Source organism: Jiangella alkaliphila (assembly GCF_900105925.1).
Classification (GTDB): domain Bacteria; phylum Actinomycetota; class Actinomycetes; order Jiangellales; family Jiangellaceae; genus Jiangella; species Jiangella alkaliphila.
Genome location: NZ_LT629791.1, coordinates 927,481 through 945,511, shown reverse-complemented (window position 1 = coordinate 945,511; position 18,031 = coordinate 927,481). Strand labels below are relative to the sequence as shown.

The following is an 18,031-nucleotide window of genomic DNA, read 5'->3' as shown; positions in this document are numbered from 1 at the left end:
CAGTCACCGGTACGGTGGCCGTGGCGCAGGGGATGGAGGGGTGAGAGCTGGTGGGCCGGGCGCGGCTTGAGGTCGCACTGCTGGGGCCGGTCGAGGTGCACCGCGACGGGGTCACGATCCCGGTGCCACCCGGCCGGCCGACCGTCATCCTCGCTGCACTCGCCGCGCGCCCTGGCACCGTCGTCCCCGTCGACGCGCTGGCCGGCTGGCTGTGGCCCGACGACGAGCCGGTGCACCCGCGGGCGGCCATCCAGACCCACGTCGCGCGGCTGCGGGCGGCGCTCGGCGACGGGTTCGTCCAGGCGGCCGGCGACGGCTACCGCCTCGACCTCGCGCCCGACGCCGTCGACGTCACCCGGTTCCGCGAGCTGGTCGCCGCCGGCCGCGACGCCGAACCGGTCACCGAGCTGACCCTGCTGCGCGAGGGCCTGGCGCTGTGGCGCGGCGACCCGCTGGCCGGGCTGAACCCCGACGACCTCGAGAAGGCGACCGCGCCGCTGCTGGTCGAGGAGCTGTTGTCGGCCACGGAGCGGATGAACGAGCTGCGGCTGCGGCTGGACCGCACCGACGAGGAGTTCGTGCCGTCGCTGCGCCGTCTGGTCGCCGCGCACCCGTGGCGGGAACGGCTCTGGGCGCAGCTGATGCTCGCGCTGTACCGCCAGGGCCGTCAGGGCGACGCGCTCGCGGCGTACCACGAGGTCGTGACGGTGCTGCGCGACGAGCTCGGCATCGATCCGGGTCCGGAGCTGACCGACCTGCACCGGCGCATCCTCGACACCGACCCGGCGCTGCTGGCGACGGCCCCCGGCGCGGGGACGGCCGGTGGCGGCGCGTCCGGCGGCGGTGCGGCCGCTGCGGTGGTGCGCCCGCCGGTGCAGCTGCCGCGGTCGACGGCGCAGTTCGTCGGACGCGAGCACGAGATCGATCTGCTGACGGCCGTGCTGTCGGAGAACCGGTCGTGGGCCCGGCTGGGACTGATCTCGGGGCCGGGTGGGTCGGGGAAGACCACGCTGGCCCTGCACGTCGGGCACGCGCTGCGCGAGGCGCACCCCGACGGCCAGCTCTTCGCCGAGCTGCGCGGCTCCACCGTCCCCGCCGAGCCCGGCGAGGTGCTGGCCGAGTTCCTGCGCGCGCTGGCCACGACCGAGGAGGACATCCCGGCGACGCTGGACGAGCGGGCCGCGCTGTTCCGGTCCGCGTGCGCGCACCGGCGGCTGCTGGTCGTGCTCGACGACGCCCGCGACGCCGCGCAGGTGACGCCGCTGCTGCCCGGCGCCGGCGGCTGCAGCGTGCTGGTGACCAGCCGGCCGCAGCTGAGCATGATCCCGTCCGACGTGCAGATCGACCTCGCGCTGTTCTCCGACGAGGACGCCAACGAGCTGCTCGAGTCGATGGTCGGCCGCGCGCGCCTGGCCGCCGAGCCCGAGGCGACCGCGCTGGTCGTGAGTGCCTGCAAGGGCTCGCCGCTGGCGCTGCGCATTGCCGGCGGGCGGCTGGTCACCCGGCCGGCCTGGCCGATCGACCACTTCGCGGAGCGGCTGCTGACCAGCCGGCTCGACGAGCTGGAGATGGGCGACCTCAGCGTGCGGGCGATGCTGACGGCGTCCGTACAGGGCCTCGACCCCGCCATCGCGTTCCGGTTCCGGCTGCTCGCGGCCGTGCCCGGTCCCGCGCTCGATGTCGAGACCGCTGCCGCCACCTGGGACGTCTCGGCCGACGACGCCCGCAGCGTGCTCGAGCACCTGGTCGACGTCCGGCTGATCGACTCCGCCGCGCCCGACGAGTACCGCTGGCACGACCTCGTCGACGACCACCTGCGCGCCGTCGCCGACACCCATCGCGTCATCGCCGCCCGCCGCCGCCTCGTCCGGTACTACCTGCGCTGCCTGCACAACCTGTGGCCGGTGCTGCGGCCGGGCGGCAACGCCGTCGAGCCCGGGTCGTGGTTCCCGCACGAGGTCCAGGGCCACGAGTTCGCCGACCGCGCCGAGATCCACGCGTGGCTGCACCCGCACACCGCGCTCATGACGTCGCTGGGCCTGGCCGGCCTGCACTCCGAGCAGCAGGACGTCGTCGACGAGTCGGCCGCGCTGCTGCTGGCGCTGGCCCGGGCGCGGTACGAATGCTGCCGCGAGGCGCACACCGAGGACCTCTCGCGCGCGGTGCTCGACGTGCCGGCCAAGCTCGGCGACCCGGTGCTGACGGCGCGGGCCTGGCACGCGCTGGCGCTGTCGCTCGGTGCGCAGAGCCGGCGCGGCGAGGCGCTCGAGGCCGGCGCTCGTGGCCTGGCGGTCCGCCGCGAGCTGGGCGACCGGTACGGCGAAGTGATCATGCTGCACAACATGGCGGTCTGGCACGAGCTGGACGGCCGGTACGAAGAGGCCGCCGAGCTGTTCGAGCGGTGCGCCGAGGCCGACGACGTCCTCTCCCCGGAGGTCCGGCGGCGCTGCCGGCGCAACCTCGCCCACGTGCAGACGAGCCTGGGCCGCTACGACGACGCCCGGCGCAACCTGGAGCTGACCGGCGAGGGCCTCGGCGACGAGCCCGGCGTCGAGCTGTTCGACCAGCTGCTGGTGCTGGCGCACCTCGCGCTCGAGACCGGCGCCGCCGACGAGGCGGTGGCCGGGTTCCAACGCGCCGTCGCGGTCGCCGTCGAGCTGGGTTCGGTGCCGCTGCAGGCCACCGGCCTGGTCAAGGAGGCGCATGCGCTGCGCCGGTCCGGACACGACGGCGGCGGCCCGGCCGCGCGGGCGGCCGCGCTGGCCCGCGAGGGTCACCTGACCGACGTCGAGGCCGAGGCGCTGGCCGAGCTGGGCCACAGCCGCGCCGGCGCCGGCGACGACGAGACCGCGCGGGTGCACTGGGCGGCGGCGCTGAAGATCTTCGAGTCGCTCGGCTCGGCGCGCGCCGACGAGCTGCGCGACCTGGTGGTGGAGCGGCCGTGACCCACACCCCGGACCTCGACGTCGGACTGCGCAGCGGCCCGGGCGGGGTCGCGGGGCCCGGCGCGCCCCAGCTGGACGTCCGGCTGCTCGGCGCGGTCGAGGTGCGCCGCGACGGCGTGCCGGTGCCGGTACCGTCCGGGCGGCCGGCGGTGATCCTGGCCGCGCTGGCGCTGCGTCCCGGCGGCGTCGTCACGCAGGGCACGCTGGCCCGGCTGCTCTGGCCCGACGCCCAGCCCGAGCACCCGCGGGCGGCGCTCCAGACGCACGTGACCCGGGTGCGCGCGGTGCTCGGCCGGTTCGCGGTCGAGTCGGCCGGTGACGGCTACCGGCTCGGCCTGCCGCCGGACGTCGTCGACGTGACGCGGTTCCGCGGACTGTTCGCGGCGGCGCGGGCCATGGACGACCTGCCCGGGCGGCTCGCGCTGCTGGACCAGGCGCTGGTCATGTGGCGGGGCAACCCGCTGGCCGGCCTCTGGCCCGACGTCCTGACCTGTCAGACGGCGCCGTCACTGCTGGACGAGGTGCTCACCGTCGCCGAGCGGGCGCACGAGCTGCGGCTGCTCCTGCACGGCCCCGACGACGGCGTGATCCGCGAGCTGCGCGAATTGGCGACCGCCCACCCGGAGCGCGAGGGCGCCGCCGGCCAGCTGATGATCGCGCTCTACCGCGAGGGCCGCCAGGGCGACGCGCTCGGAGTCTTCCACGACACCGTCCGCGCGCTGCGCGCCGTCGGCCGGCGTCCGGGGCGCGAGCTGGCCGCGCTGCACGCCCGCCTGCTGACCGGCGGCGACCTCACCGGAGCGGACGACACCGCCGCGCCGGACGCCGAACCGCCCGCGCGGCCGGTCGTCGCGCCGTCCGCACGGACCGCGCCGGCCGCGCCGTCCGCTCCGGGCGCCGGGCCGGGCACCCGGCCTGAGCAGCTGCCGTCGCGGCCGAGGTCGTTCGTGGGCCGGGACGCGGAGGTCGCCACGCTCGCGGCTGCGCTCCGCGACGGTCCCGCGCCCGAGGGCCGCTGCCGGACGGTGCTGGTGTCCGGGCCCGGCGGCACCGGCAAGACGACCTTGGCGCTGCGCGTGGCGCACGAGGTCCTCGACCACTATCCCGACGGCCAGCTCTTCGCCGACCTGCGCACCAGCAGCGACGCCGCGGCGCTCGGCACCGACGCGCTGGCCGGACTGCTCCGGGCGCTCGGCGTCGGCGGGTCCGACCTGCCGCCGTGCCCCCATGAGCGCGCCGAGCTGTTCCGCCGCCTGTGCGCCGGCCGCCGGCTGCTGGTGCTGATGGACGACGCCGACCCGGACACCGTCGCCTCGCTGCTGCCGGCGGAGTCCGAGTGCGCCGTCATCGTCACCAGCCGGCGGCGGATCCCGTCGCTGCCGGCCGATGCCCGGGTCGACCTCGGCATGTTCTCCGAGCCCGAGGCGCGCGAGCTGCTGGCGTCCGTCGTCGGCGCTGACCGGCTGGAGGCCGAGCCCGACGCCACCACGGCCGTCCTGGAACGGTGCGCCGGGTCGCCGCTGGCGGTGCGCATCGCCGCCGGGCGGCTGGCCACCCGGCCGGCCTGGCCGATCGGGCACTTCGCCGGGCGGCTGCGCGACGGCGACCGGCTGGACGAGCTGCGGGCCGGCGGGCTGGCCGTCAGCGCCATGCTCGACGCCACCTACGTCAGCCTGCAGCCCGTCCAGGCGCAGCGGTACCGGCTGCTCGCGGCCCTGACCGGCGCCACCGTCGACGTCGAGACCGCGGCCGTCGTCTGGGAGGTCGACGCCGCCGAGGCGCGCCGGCTGCTGGACCGGCTGGCCGACATCCGGCTGCTCGAGCACGACGGCGAGGGCGGCTACGGCTGGCACGACCTCGTCGGCGACCACATCCGCGCGGTGTCCGACTCGGTGGCGGCGCGGACGGCGCGCCGGCGCCTGCTCGGGTACCTGCTGCTGACGCTGCGCAATGCGCGGCTGCGGCTGCGGCCCGCCGACCGCGTCCCAGGCGTGCCGACGCCGCCGCGCGGCTGCCCGCCCGGACGGCAGTTCGCCGACCGGTGCGCGATCCACGCCTGGCTGCACCCGCGGCGGACGCAGCTGATCGCGCTGGCCCGGGCCGAGCTGGCCGGCGGCGAGTATCCGGCGGTCGACCACGCGGCCGGGCTGCTGGTCGTCCTCGACGCCGTCGCCCGCGAGTGCTGCGACAGCGGCGACGACGAGGAGACGGCGCGGACGGTGCTGCGCGCGGCCACGCCGCCGTCCGATTCTGCCTCTCCCTTGTGGGACTCGTCGCAGCCTGGGACCTCGCGGTCGGCCGGGGTGCAGCCCGCCATCACCGCAGCCGCGTGGACCAACCTCACGCTGACGCTGGCCGCGCAGCACCGGCTCGACGAGGCGCTGGAGGCGGCCGAGCGCGCCATCGAGCTGCGCCGCGAGCTGGGCGACCGGTACGGCGAGCTGATCATGTTCGACAACCGGGCCTGCATCGACGTCGAGGCGGGCCGGTACCAGGAGGCGGTGGACGTCATCGCGGCCTGCGTGGCCGACCGCGAGTTCCTGTCGGCGCAGATCCGGGCCCGGTGCCTGCGGACCCGCGCCCGGGCGTACGCCGGGCTGGGCCGGTGCGCCGACGCCCGCGCCGACCTCGCCGCCGCCGACGCCGTCGAGACCCCGGCGCCGGTGTCGTACGACGCGCACTACGCGGCGTCGGTGGCAGTGGCCGTGCACCGGGCGGCCGGCGACCGCGACGAGGCGCTGCGGTCCAGCTGGCAGGCGGTCGACATCGCCGTCGCGCTCGGCTCGACCTGGATGCGGGCGCTGTCGCTGCTCGACGCCGCTCGGACGCTGCGGCACTTCGGCGCCGACGGGCGCGTGGCCGCCGCTGACGCCGTCACCGTCGCCGTCGAGAACCGGCACGTCCGGCTGGCCGCGGAGGCCCGCGCGGAGCTCACGCTGGCCGCCGCCGGACGCTGATCCTGGTCCTTGTCCGGATTGCACCGACAAAGGGCGGCTCGTCAATTCTTCGGGGAATTGTTCCCGGAATTCATTGTGACCACTTGGTGATGAAGCTGTCACGCCGCAGTCGACTTGTGTAACGTGATCTCGCCCGGGTTTCCGCACGTCAGACGCTAGATTCCGACTGAATGGGCGATTCCGGGCAACGCCATGTCAAGTGGAGTATTTGGAGAATCTGTGAACGCAAAGCTGCCGCGTCGGCGAGGCGCGGCACGGTTCGCCGGGGTGCTCGTCGCCTCGGCCGTGGTGAGTGGTGGCGTCTTCGCCTCCAGCGCCGCGGCCCAGGCTGACGAACAAATCCCGGTCACCGTGCCGACGTTCGCCGCCGACGACTTCATCGAGCTGGCAGCACAGCTGCCGGCCACTCTGCGGGAGGCGATCGAGCGCGATCTCGGCGTCGCCCCCGAGCAGTACCTGGCGAACGCGGAGCGGGCTCGTGCCGCCTCCGACGCCGCCACGGTGCTGCGTGACCGAGGTGTCGACGTGCTCGGCGCCTCGATCGACGGCCAGGACGTCACCATCAACGTCGCCAGCGAGTCCGACGCCGCTGCCGTCGAGGCCAGCGGCGCCAGTGTCGTCGTCGGCCCGCTGGACGCTCTGAACACCGAGCGTGAGGTCCAGCCGGCCCGCGACCACAAGGGCGGCTACGGCTACGCCTACCAGATCAGCGAGCCGGACGAGACCGGCGCGTTCGACCTCAGCCGCTGCTCCGTCGGGTTCAGCGGGTACGACCCCGACGGCAACTCGCGCTACCTGACCGCCGGCCACTGCGGCGTCAGCGAGGAGACCGGCGAGCAGTTCACCTACCCGGTGCACCACATCGAGCTGGACGCCCCGATCTGGGGCACCGAGGACTGGGCGTCGGAGTTCCCCGGCCCGGAGCTCGGCGAGTTCGTGCCGGGTTCGTTCCACTACGGCGAGGAGCACGACGGCGGCCTGGTCGACGTCACCGGCGCCGACTGGACCGGCGTGCCGCAGGTGGCCGGCTGGGGTGGCGGCTCGGGCGCGCCCGACGACGCCTCGGTCACCATCCGCGGCCCGATCGACGCCGTCGCCGGCGCCCAGGCCTGCAAGTCCGGCGCCACCTCCGGCTGGACCTGCGGCGACATCCTGGTGCCGGTGCAGAGCACGCCGGTCGGTGAGCAGAACGTCACCGGCTTCATCTTCAACGCCTGCATGCTCGGTGGCGACAGCGGCGGCTCGATCGTCGTCGGCAACTACGCGCTCGGCGTCAACTCCGGCTCGACGCACGACGGCCGGACCGAGTGCGACAGCTGGAACCCGGCGCAGTCGCCCGACACCGGCGACGCCGACTTCAGCATCGGCTACTCGCTGGCGACGGGTCAGTACAACGCGCTGACGCTGCTGGGTGGCGAGTGGGAGCTGGCGGTCGCCGTCGCGACCCCGGTCGTCGCCTCGCCCGAGGACGGCGGTGAGACCGGCCCGCGGCCGACCTTCACCGGCACCGTCGAGGGTGCACGGTCGACCCACAAGGTCCGCCTGGTCATCGACGGCGAGCAGACCTACGAGGGCACCGTCACCGACGACGGCGCCTTCTCGGCCGCCGTCACCGACGAGCTGGTCCCGGGTGAGCACACCTACGAGATCACCGCGTCCTACGGCAACTTCTCCCGGTCCGCCGCGGCGGAGGGCACCTTCACCTCCACCGAGGTGCAGGTCGAGCAGCTCACGGTCGCGTCGCCCACCGACGGCCAGACCACCGGCAACGCCCGGCCCGGCTTCTCCGGCACCGGCCAGCCCGGCGCCACGGTGACGCTGACCGTCGGCGAGGAGTCGTTCGGCGAGGCCACCGTCGGCGACGACGGCGCCTGGACCCTCACCCCGTCGGCGGACCTGCCGGCCGGCGAGCGGTTCGACGCCACCGTCACGCAGTCCTTCGACGGTGACAGCCAGACCGTCACCGTGGCCGGCCTCGGCATCACGGTGCCGCCGGTCACCATCGCCGAGCCGGAGGACGGCGCGACCGTCACCGGCGACGTCGTGTTCAGCGGCACCGCCTACCCCGGCGCCGACCTGACACTGGCGATCGAGGGCACCGTCACCGAGTCGTCGGAGCGGGTTCAGACCGCCGCCGACGAGTGGGCCGGCGAGCTCGAGATCGGCGAGGACGGCGCCTGGACGTTCACCCCCGAGGAGGCGCTGCCGAACGGCGAGTTCACGCTCACCGCGTCCGCGTCCGTCGAGGGCGGCGACCCGGAGCTGACCGCGTCGGAGGCCTCGGTCTCGTTCACCGTCGCCCCCGAGTCCGAGGGTGACGACGACGGCGACGAGCTGCCCGACACCGGTTCGTCCAACACCTGGATGATCGTGGTCGGCGTCGCGCTGCTCGCCCTGGGCGGCGTCGCGATCGCGCTGCGCGCCCGGCGTAACGGCACGACGGCCTGAGGTTCGTCGCGCCTGCTGTACCACTGGCGGCCCCGGTCCCCGCACCCTTGCGGGGACCGGGGCCGCTGTGTGTCCAGACCGCCTGATTCCGCGTCCTCCTAGGGCTGACCAGCAGTGAATGCGCGATGAAAGCGATCTGAAAGCGGTCCTGCCTAGTGTTTGTCTCAGCGCAGGACACGAGGTAGTCCTCCACCGCCTCGATCCAGCGCTCGCCCACGGGCGCTTCCACGGGGGAGCTGTCCCGGATATAGACCGGCCCCGCAGGTCCGTGCCCGGCCTGCGGGGCCGCCTTATGTCCGCGTCGCGCCCGGGCCGTGCGCCTCGCCGCTGACGTGTGGCGCCGTCACTCCGCTCGCTTGGCCGCCTTCTTGGCCTGCTTGAGCGTCATGTCCTTGGTCTCCTCCGGCAGCCGCCACACGTCGATGCCGCCCATGAGGTTGTACGCGAGGATCTTGATCCGCGGCGCGCCCGCCCGCGCCGGCCGCCGGCTGCCGCGCTCGCCCGTCCCGCCCATCAGCGAGAACCCCCCGACCTCGACGTCGATGGTGTCGGGCACGTAGATGTCCATGCCGCCCATGATCGTGATCGCGATGATCGTCGTGTCGTCGGCGTCCAGCTCCGCGTGCCGCAGGTCGATGTCGTGCCCGCCCATCACAGCGACCGCGTTGATGCGCTCGGCCGCGCGCCAGCGGCCCCGCTTCTCCGTACCGCCCATGAACGCGACGATCCACTTGGTCGCCGACCGGCGCTGGCCGCCGTCCGAGCGGACCACCGGCCCGCTGTTCGCGACGGGCGCCAGCGCACTCGAGCCCGGCAGGTCCGCGGTCAACTTCGCGAGGTCGTCGCGGGTGACGGACCGGTATGCCAGCCCGATGCGCTCCTCCAGCTCGGCCAGCGTCAGCCGGCCGGTGGTCGCGTGCTCCGACAGCGCCTGCACGACCTGTTCGCGCTCGTCGTCGGAGGCGCGGACGCTGGGCAGGACGTGCGGCTCCACGGGCTGGTCGGCGGGCTCGGGCTGGGTGGTCATACCCGCCAGGCTAGTGCCGCCCGCCGCCGCCGTCGTCCACCGCTCAGTGGACCTCCCGCCTCGCCTGCTCGCCGCTCGCTCGTCGCCGTCAGACCCTCGCCGACGGGCACAGCGCGATCAGCGCCTCCACCACGGCGACGTCCGCCGGCAGCCACGGCACGTCCGCCCACTCGCCGGGACCGAGCCAGCGCAGTTCGTCGTGGTCCTCCAGCGGCGCCGGCACCCCGTCGGCGACGACCGCGAGCCACAGCCGCATCGACAGGCCGGGGCCGAGCGCCCACCGTCCGTCGAGCGGGCCGGTGATCTCCGCGCCGACCTCGACGGCGATGCCGAGCTCCTCGCGCAGCTCCCGGTGGAGCGCGTCCAGCGGCTGTTCACCGGCCTCGACCTTGCCGCCGGGGAACTCCCAGCCGCCGGCCAGCTCCGGCGGTTCGCTGCGCCGCGCGGCCAGCAACCGCGTCGGCCGCGCGAGGTCGTCGACGATCGCCGCGGCCACCACGAGTCGCTCCGGCGGCGCCTGCAGTTCGCTCATGCGAGACATCTTCGCCGACGGCTCGATCCGGTCACTGCTCTGGCCTCTGGAGTGTCGTCGGGGCGGGCATGGCCCCAGCAACGGTCGCCCTGGCTCGGCGCCTGGCACCGACGAAATCGAGGAGGCCTCCGGCCCCCTCTCACCGCGACATTCTCGTTCGATGACCGTCCGTGTTCACCTTGGTCTTCTTGATCGATGTTTGAGATGGGCGGTTCCTGGACAAAACTGGGCGATGGCTATGGAATGTCGGTTCTCAGCGATTTGACCGGGATCCGGTGCGGCGCGACCGCCCCGGGTGGAAAGGATCAGGCCACGTGAGCTCGAACCTGCCGCGTTACAGGCAACGGCGTGTCCGGGACGTTCCTCTGCTGGTCCGCGTGGGTCTCTTGGCTCTCGTCGGCTTCCTGGCGATCGGAGCGGTGGTCGTGGCCATCACGGACGGTCCGCCGATGCTGCACGCGCGCGCGGAGGGCGGGTCGCAGGTCGACGACTTCACGACCGGCGAGACCCCGTCGCCGCACACCGGCACCACGCCGTCCGGCTCGCCGAGCGAGCCCGGTGAGACGCCGTCGCCGACCGGATCCGAGTCGCCGTCGCCCGACGAGTCCGACGACTCCGACAACGGGTCCGACGACGACTCCGGCGGGTCCGACGAGAGCTCCGAGGACTCCGACGACAATTACTCCGCCACGACGCCGCCGCGCGAGCCCGACTCGCCGCGGCCGTCGGACCCGTCCGAGCCGACCGACGAGCCGTCCGAGCCGTCGGAGGACCCGTCCGACGAGCCGTCGGAGGAGCCGTCCGACGAGCCCTCCGACGAGCCGAGCGTGGAGCCGCCGTCCGAGGAGCCCTCGGACGATCCGGACCTGGAGCTGCCGATCATCGAGCTGTCCAGCTCCGAGGAGCGGATGCTGGACTCCGCGGAGGACGCCCGGGCCGAGGCCGGCTGCCCCGCGCTGCGGGTCGACCCGCGGCTCACCATCGCCGCCCGCGAGCACAGCGACGACATGCGGGAACGGGACTACTACTCGCACGTCAACCCCGACGGCGAAGGGCCGGCCGACCGTGCCGCCGACGAGGGTTACACCGCTAGGGTCGGCGAGAACCTGGCGCGCGGGAACCTGCGCAGCGCCGAGCAGGTCGTCCGTCAGTGGGAGGACGGCGGCGGCGAGCGCGACCGGCTGCTGGACTACTCGTACACGTCGGTCGGCATCGGCACGGAGCAGGGCGGGTTGCTCGGGATGACGTCGTGGTGGACGCTGATGCTGGGCGTCGACTGAAATTCGCTCGCGGTGTGAAGCGGCGGCCCCTACGGTGGCCACCGTGAGCACCGTCGACCTCGAGCCGCTCGCCGTCCGGGCCGCCGCACCGACCGACCTGCCCGCGCTGCCTGACGGCGTCGGCCTGACCTGGCGGGCACTGACGCCCGACGACCTCCCCGCCTGGTTCGCGCTGTGCGAGGTCGTCGAGGACCACGACAACGCGAACGAGCGCGCTGCGGAGTCCGAGCTGGCCGACCACTTCAAGGGCGCCTGGCGCGACCCCGCCCGCGACAGCGTCGCCGGCTTCGACGCCGACGGCACCATCCGCGCCTACTCCTGGTCGGAGTTCCGCCAGGTCACCGAGGGCACGCTCGCGCCGACGCTGTTCGGTGCGGTGCATCCCGACTATCGCCGACGCGGCATCGGGCGGGCGCTGCTCGCGTGGTCCGAGGCGCGTGGACGTCAGCAGCTCGCCGCCGCGACGGTGAACCTGCCGGCCCGCATCCGGCTCTATCTCGACGAGTCGCACGCCGATGCCCGCCGGATGGCCGAGACCGTCGGGTTCACCCCGATCCGCTGGTACGTCGACATGCGCCGCGACCTGGGCGTCGAGCTGCCGGCCGGCGACGTGCCCGAGGGCCTGCGGATCGAGCCGTACTCCAAGGAGCGCGACGAGGACATCCGCATCGCGCACAACGAGTCGTTCGCCCGCGACCACTGGGGCTCCAGCTCGATCGACGCCGAGGCGTGGGCGCTCGACGTCGTCGGCGGCGAGAAGTTCCAGCCCGACTGGAGCTTCGCCGCCGTCGAGGAGGCCACCGGCCGCGTCGTCGGCTACCTCCTGTCGGGGGCGTACGACCAGGACTGGGGGCCGCAGGGCTTCACCGAGGGGTGGACCGACGTGCTCTCCGTCCGGCGCGAATGGCGCGGCCGCGGGCTGGCCGGCGCCCTGCTCACGGCCGCGATGCGCGCCTACGCCGCCGGCGGCATGCAGTACGCCGGACTCGACGTCGACACCGACAACCCGACCGGCGCGCTCGGCGTCTACACCCGGCTCGGCTACGAGCGCAGGCTGGGCAGCCTGCTGCTGACGAAAGAGATCTGACCTGTTCGGTTAACTGCGAGCCACTGTCAATTGACGGTCGTTCGGCGCTACCATCGGCGCTGATGACCGAGCCGATGACGATGCGCCCGCTGGGCCTGCGCGAGCGCAAGAAGCTCAAGGCGATGCGCCACATCCAGGAGGTGGCGCTGGACCTGTTCGATCGCGACGGGTACGCCCACGTCACCATCGAGCGCATCGCCGCCGAGGCCGAGGTGTCGCCGAGCTCCGTCTACCGGTACTTCGGCACCAAAGAGATGGTCATCCTCTGGGACGAGTGGGACCCCATCGCGTTGCGAGCGTTCGACGAGGGGATGGCCGTCCAGGATCCGATCCTCGCCCTGCGCGAGGTGCTCAGCGACGTCGTCACGGTCGCCCTGCTGCAGCAGGACGAGCACCTCATCCGGCGCCGCATGCAGTACGCCATGACTGAGCCGGATGTCTGGGCCGGCATGCACCGGCAGGCCGACGAGATGGCGGCCGAGCTGCGCAAGTCCATGGCCAAGCACACCGGGCGCGACCCGGACGGGCTGGAGGTGCGGGTCGTCACGGCGGCGCTCGTCGCCGCGTTCATGGAGGCGATCCTCTACTGGCACGAGACCGGATACCGCGACTCCATGCGTGAGATCGTCGACGGCGCGCTGGACGTCATCGCGCGCGGGCTGCGGGTGGAGTGAGGTCGCTGCCCTCGGTCAGCGGGCCAGACGGGCGCGTTCGAGGAAGGTGAGCACGGCGGCGTTGAACGCGGCCGGCTGCTCCATGGCCAGCGTGTGTCCGGTGCCGGGGACGACCGCGCTGGCGGCGAACTGCGCCTCGGCCTCGATGCGCCCGGCGGCCGCGTGGATGTCGGCCGAGTCGAGGTCGCCGACCAGTACCAGCAGCGGTGTAGTCAGCTCACCGAGCCGCTCGAGTGCGCCGAGCTCGCGCAGTGCCCCCGTGCCCGACGCGTGCCCGTCGATGACGTCGCGGGCCATCTGCCGGCACCGCTCCCGCACCTGCTGGTCGACCTCGCCGGGCGTCCGCTGCGGGCCGTCGACCCAGGCGCGCAGGAAGTACTCGACGTAGCCGTCGACGTCGCGGGCCTGCGCGGCCTCGGCCTGCTGCTGCATGAGCGCGAGGATGGCCGGGTCGGTGAACTGCATGCCGCTCACGCCAGGACTGGCCAGCACCATCATCTCGACGACGTTCGGGTGCGCCAGCGCGAAGTCGATCGCCGTCCGCGCGCCGTACGACAGACCGACCAGTGACGCCCGGTTCACGTCCAGCCCGGCGAGCAGCTCGCGCAGGTCCTCGTACGCCGCGAAGTCCGCCTTCGGCGTCGACGACCGGCCGTGCCCGCGGGCGTCGTAGCGGATGACCCGGTAGCCGGCGCGGACGAACGGCCCGACCTGCTCGTCCCACATCCGGTGGTCGAGGGATCCGCTGTGCAGCAACACCAGCGGATGCCCGGCGCCCCGCTCGTCGAAGAACAGCTCGCCGTCGCGCACCGGGACTCGGCCAATGGTCATCGCACGCATCTCCCGTTCGGTCGTCGGTGAGCAAGGCGACCTGACGCAAGGTATGACACCACGAGACCCCCTCGGTAGCGTCGTCCATCTCTTGGGCACCCCACGGCTGCGGCCGGGCTTGCAGAACAACTGTGTCGGACCGAGCGGCGATGATGGGCGAGATTGCTCGGTTCGGGTGATCTTTTTGGATTGACGAGAGGTGGTCCGTGTACCCGCACGACGACGACCGGCGGCGCCCGGTGACCGCTGAGGGCGTGGCCGAATGGCTGCTCTCGGTGGCCGCCGACGGCGTGCGCCGCGGGCCTGGCGCCGTGGCTGCGGCCGCACGCGCCGTGTCGGCTGCCGCGCCGGGCCGCCTGGTCGACGCTGCGGTCGTCCAGCTCCTCCGTGCCCAGGTCGACCGCCTCTGGACCGCCGGCTGGCTCCCCGTCGACCTCCACGAAGTCACCCGGCGGCAGGCCTCTGCCAGCGCGGTCCTCCTTGTCCTCGACGCCATGGCCGACGCCGCCGCGCAATACCCTGCGGCGACGACGCATCCGCGCTGGCTGGCGCAGTTGGATGAGGTCGGCGCGGAGCGCTGGTGGGACCCTGCGGGCCCGTACCCGTCCCAGTGGGCGCGGCAACACGGTGTCGAGCGGGCGGCGCTCCTCGAGGCGGCGCTCGAGCTGGTCGGGCTGGCGCTTCGGCTGCCGGCGCTGCAGCTGATCCTCCCGCCGCCCGGACAAGCGACTGCTGCCCTCCATCCTGACGCCGCGGGTTCGGCCCGCGGCAGCCGAGCCTCCGCCGGCGACGACGCCCGCGGTTCGGCCGCCGCCGGATCGGCGGCCGGGGACGGGCGAGAATCGGCCGGCGGTGGTGGGTCCGGCCGTCCGCGCCCGTCGCCTGAGAAGGTGCTCGGCCGGGTGCGTGCGCTGCTGGCCAAGGCCGAGTCGACTCCCTATCCGGAGGAGGCCGAGGCGTTGTCGGCGAAGGCGCAGGAGCTGATGAGCCGCTACTCGATCGAGCAAGCCCTCGCCGACGCCGTCCTGCCCGACCGCCCGGTTGCCGTAGCGGCGGCCCGCCGGATCTGGCTCGATGCCCCGTATCTCGGGCCGAAGACCCTGCTGGTCGCGGAGGTCGGCTCGGCCAACCACTGCCGCACGGTCTCCAGCGAGAAACTCGGCTTCGTCACCGTCCTCGGCACCGACCTCGACCTCGACGTCGTCGAGGTGCTGTCGACGTCGCTGCTGGTCCAGGCCGCCCGGGCGATGCTGGCGTCGGGCTCCCAGTACAACCGCCTCGGCACGTCTCGCACCCGGTCGTTCCGGCACTCGTTCCTGCTGTCGTACGCCACGCGCATCGGCGAACGGCTCCGCGACGCCGCAGCCCAGACGGCCTCGGCCGCTGGCACCGACCTCGTCCCCGTCTTCGCCGACCGCGTGGTCGCCGTCGACACCCTGTTCGACTCACTCTTCGCCACCACCGCCCGTCGCTCGTTCTCCGCCGGCAACGCGGCGGGCTGGGGAGCCGGTCGCACCGCCGCCGACCGCGCCGTCCTGACCACCGAACGCCGCGCCGTCCGCCATGCCCGCAGGCCCTGAGCCGGCATCACCCCGTCAGGCGGCGTCCGCGAGTTCGACTCGGGCGACGAGCCAGCCACCGGCGGTGGCGTTATGGCATAGGCCGACCTCCAGCACCATGCCGGTGTCGTAGGTCAGCGTGCCGTGGGTGTGCGCCGCCGACCCCGGATCGGCCACATCGACCTCCAGGAGCTCGCCCGTGGGGATCGACTCGATCGGCACCTCGCGATACTCGGCGGCCTGCTGCGGCGTGAGCCACGACGACATCGTCGCGAACCATGCGTCGCGGCCGACGCTGGTGCGGGTGAACGCGAGGCCGAAGCCACGCGCCACCTCGGACCAACCCGCCGGCACGCCACCGTCCGTCGATGACGGTGGCGTGCTGTCGCCGGCGCCGCCAATGGCGCCGTCAGTGGCCCCGGGACCGCTGGTTGCGTGGGCCGCGGCGTCGTCCCTCAGCGAGCCGCCGATCCTGCCGTGCCCGTCGGCCATGCCGACTCCGGCGGCGTCGGTCGGAACATCGCCATGGGCATCGGATCCGTCGTCGGCCACATCGTCCCGGGCGCCGCCGGGCACGTCGTCCGAAGCGCCTGGCCCGTCGTCGAGCGGACCGTCTCGCGCCTCGTGGCCTTCGTCGGGTCTGCCGTCGCTGCCGGGAGACGCGGGGGCGATCGGGCCGGTCGGCTGGGCCAGCGGCACGTCGGCGGCGGGGGCGTCGGACGGCAGGATCGTCTCGGTCGAGGGGCCGGAGGTGAGGATCGCTCCGATGACCGCCAGACCCGCCACGGCGACCGCCGCCACCAGCAGCCAGAGCATCCGCTCGAGCCGTCGGTGCCGCTCGGCCGGATGGCGAGACTGGCCCAGCCCGGTCCGGCCGCCGTCGTCCGGTGCGGTCGCCGGGTCGGGCGGCAAGACCCTCCGCGGCGGCCGCACCGGCGCACTGGGGCGAGACGCGCCGACGTCAGGAGTGTCGGTCCCGGCCATGTCCGTGCACTCCCTTCGTCGACGCGCCTCACCTTCTATGGGTGCTTTCGCGACGGCGAATGTGACAGTGCCGGCGAAATTTCTCCGATCGATTCGGCGAGCGTCGCGTCAGTCCAGGCCAACGGCGTCGGCGAGGGCGTCCATCTCCAGCGCGAGGACGGTGGCCGGCCGCAGACCCATGCCGTTGAACAGCCCGACGGCCTCGATGCCGACGACGCCGTGCAGCCGCGCCCACGCCGTCACCACGCCGGCGAGCGCGACGTCCGGCGGCGTCGTCGCGGCGGGGCCGAGCGCGTCGCGGACCCAGTCGGCCACCGCCGGCAGCTGAGCGATCCACTCCGCCACCTCGGCGCGCAGCGCCTCCGCTCGGGGCCATGAACCACCGGTGGCCAGGATCTCCAGCAACGGCGTGAGCACGGCCCGTGCCGTGTCGGCGGTCCCGGCCGGAGCGTCGCGCTGCGGCACCGGCGTGCCGGCCAGCAGTAGGTAGCGGTGCGGTTGTGCGACCGCCCAGTCGCGGTAGGCGTGCGCGACGGAGTGCAGTCGCTGCCGTGCGGGCGCTCCGGCCGACGCCGACGCGGCGGCGCGGAGGGCCTCCGCCAGCGCGGCGTAACTGTCGACGATCAGTTCGGTCAGCAGATCGTCGCGACCGGCGAAGTACTTGTAGAGCGCCGGGCCGGAGACGCCGATCTCCTTGGCGACCCCGGTCAGCGTCAACGCCGCGGCGCCGTCGCGGGCGAGCTGCCCGAGCGCGACCTGCTTGATCTCGTCGCGGACCTGTTCGCGGTACCGCTTCCGGCGCTCGGCGGCCTCGACCACGGGCTCCTCCTCGCTCCAGATAGGCATCCTCACCGGAGTAACAGTCTCTAACTGTGGGTGACGAACCATAGCCACCGAGGAGCCGGCGTCGTCGACGCTGTCGGACCCACGCGGCACAATCCGTCTCATGGTGACGATCGACGACGTGCGGCGGCACGCGCTGTCGCTGCCCCGGACCACCGAAGGGCTCGTCCGCGACAGCGTGAAGTTCCGCATCAAGAGCATCGTCTACGCGGCGGTCTCGCCCGACGAGACCATCATGGGCTTCGGCTATCCGAAGGACGAGCGAGACGCCCTGGTCGCGTCTGACCCGTCGAAGTTCCTCCCTCCGTTGCCATCGGACGAGCGCTATCAGTGGGTGCGGGTGCGGTTGGCCGCCATCGACGATGACGAGATGCGCGAACTGCTGACCGACGCCTGGCGCATGTGTGTGCCGAAGAAGGTCGCGGCCGCCTACGACGAGTCCGGCGGCGAGGATCTCGGCTGACCGGTCAGTCCCGTGACGATCTCGACGCTGGCCTCGCCGGTCGCCTCCAGGGTTGTGATGCCCACGAGCGGCAGGATCGCCGCCGGTTCGGTCGCGTCGGCCCGCACCACGATCGTGTTGCCGTCGACGGTGACGGTGCCCCTGATGCCCGCGGCGGCGAGGTGTTCGCGCGCCGCGGCGACCGCTCGCGCGCGGTCGAGGCCCGGCGAGCCGATCAACGTCGACCCGTCGATCTCCTGGCCGGCGGCTCGGGCGGCTTCGGCGGCGACGGCGTCGGCCCGCTGCTGCGCGGTCAGCTGCCGCCGTCCGTCGTAGACGAGGCCCGCCATCGCCAGCAACGCGATGGCCACGATGGCGAAGATCAGCGTGAAACCGCCGGTCTGGTCTCTCAGCCGATGCAT

The 18,031-nt window shown here is 73.7% G+C and carries 14 protein-coding genes; 8 read left to right on the top strand and 6 right to left on the bottom strand.

From position 1 onward, the window contains the following. Positions 1-50: 50 nt before the first annotated feature. From BLV05_RS04405 to BLV05_RS04395, 3 genes are all read left to right on the top strand, one after another. On the top strand, positions 51-2,945 hold the full coding sequence (locus BLV05_RS04405) for an AfsR/SARP family transcriptional regulator (protein ID WP_046771934.1): 2,895 nt from the start codon (positions 51-53) through the stop codon (positions 2,943-2,945). Then, positions 2,942-5,902: an AfsR/SARP family transcriptional regulator gene (locus BLV05_RS04400; RefSeq protein ID WP_046771935.1), complete on the top strand. Its 2,961-nt coding sequence runs from the start codon at positions 2,942-2,944 to the stop codon at positions 5,900-5,902. Before BLV05_RS04405 ends, BLV05_RS04400 begins: the two co-directional genes overlap by 4 nt. A gap of 219 nt (positions 5,903-6,121) precedes the next feature. After that, entirely contained in the window at positions 6,122-8,350 is a 2,229-nt protein-coding gene (locus tag BLV05_RS04395) for an Ig-like domain-containing protein (protein WP_152691028.1), read from the top strand. A 343-nt stretch (positions 8,351-8,693) separates the two neighbouring features. Here the strand turns inward: BLV05_RS04395 and BLV05_RS04390 are convergent, their stop codons facing one another. Next, positions 8,694-9,377, bottom strand: coding sequence for a DUF1707 SHOCT-like domain-containing protein (locus BLV05_RS04390; protein ID WP_046771937.1), 684 nt, complete (start codon positions 9,375-9,377; stop codon positions 8,694-8,696). A gap of 88 nt (positions 9,378-9,465) precedes the next feature. Then, positions 9,466-9,909, bottom strand: coding sequence for a (deoxy)nucleoside triphosphate pyrophosphohydrolase (locus tag BLV05_RS04385; RefSeq protein WP_046771938.1), 444 nt, complete (start codon positions 9,907-9,909; stop codon positions 9,466-9,468). Between the two features lie 377 nt (positions 9,910-10,286). On the opposite strand from BLV05_RS04385, the gene BLV05_RS04380 reads away from it, so the two are divergent. The 3 genes from BLV05_RS04380 (at position 10,287) to BLV05_RS04370 (ending at position 12,950) form a co-directional block, all read left to right on the top strand. Further along, a complete protein-coding gene (locus BLV05_RS04380; protein WP_152691029.1) occupies positions 10,287-11,189 on the top strand; it encodes a CAP domain-containing protein in 903 nt (300 codons plus the stop codon). Positions 11,190-11,232: 43 nt separating this feature from the next. Beyond that, a complete protein-coding gene (locus tag BLV05_RS04375; RefSeq protein ID WP_046771977.1) occupies positions 11,233-12,276 on the top strand; it encodes a GNAT family N-acetyltransferase in 1,044 nt (347 codons plus the stop codon). 62 nt (positions 12,277-12,338) lie between these two features. Continuing rightward, positions 12,339-12,950: a TetR/AcrR family transcriptional regulator gene (locus BLV05_RS04370; RefSeq protein ID WP_046771939.1), complete on the top strand. Its 612-nt coding sequence runs from the start codon at positions 12,339-12,341 to the stop codon at positions 12,948-12,950. A gap of 15 nt (positions 12,951-12,965) precedes the next feature. Here the strand turns inward: BLV05_RS04370 and BLV05_RS04365 are convergent, their stop codons facing one another. Further along, complete coding sequence (locus BLV05_RS04365) at positions 12,966-13,781, bottom strand: alpha/beta fold hydrolase (protein ID WP_046771940.1); 816 nt, start codon at positions 13,779-13,781, stop codon at positions 12,966-12,968. A gap of 206 nt (positions 13,782-13,987) precedes the next feature. Here BLV05_RS04365 and BLV05_RS38110 point away from each other — a divergent pair, with 206 nt between their 5' ends. Then, positions 13,988-15,361 (top strand): DUF2786 domain-containing protein, encoded by a 1,374-nt coding sequence (locus BLV05_RS38110; RefSeq protein WP_052763015.1) that lies wholly within the window; start codon positions 13,988-13,990, stop codon positions 15,359-15,361. A 15-nt stretch (positions 15,362-15,376) separates the two neighbouring features. Here BLV05_RS38110 and BLV05_RS04355 read toward each other — a convergent pair whose 3' ends face one another. Both BLV05_RS04355 and BLV05_RS04350 read right to left on the bottom strand, forming a co-directional pair. Beyond that, entirely contained in the window at positions 15,377-16,324 is a 948-nt protein-coding gene (locus BLV05_RS04355) for a hypothetical protein (protein WP_152691030.1), read from the bottom strand. Between the two features lie 108 nt (positions 16,325-16,432). Next, entirely contained in the window at positions 16,433-17,170 is a 738-nt protein-coding gene (locus tag BLV05_RS04350; protein ID WP_046771942.1) for a TetR/AcrR family transcriptional regulator, read from the bottom strand. Positions 17,171-17,270: 100 nt separating this feature from the next. Between BLV05_RS04350 and BLV05_RS04345 the strand changes: the two genes are divergently transcribed. Then, complete coding sequence (locus BLV05_RS04345) at positions 17,271-17,630, top strand: MmcQ/YjbR family DNA-binding protein (RefSeq protein ID WP_046771943.1); 360 nt, start codon at positions 17,271-17,273, stop codon at positions 17,628-17,630. Here BLV05_RS04345 and BLV05_RS04340 read toward each other — a convergent pair. Then, entirely contained in the window at positions 17,597-18,031 is a 435-nt protein-coding gene (locus BLV05_RS04340) for a pilus assembly protein TadG-related protein (RefSeq protein ID WP_046771944.1), read from the bottom strand. The two genes, BLV05_RS04345 and BLV05_RS04340, sit on opposite strands and share 34 nt — an antisense overlap.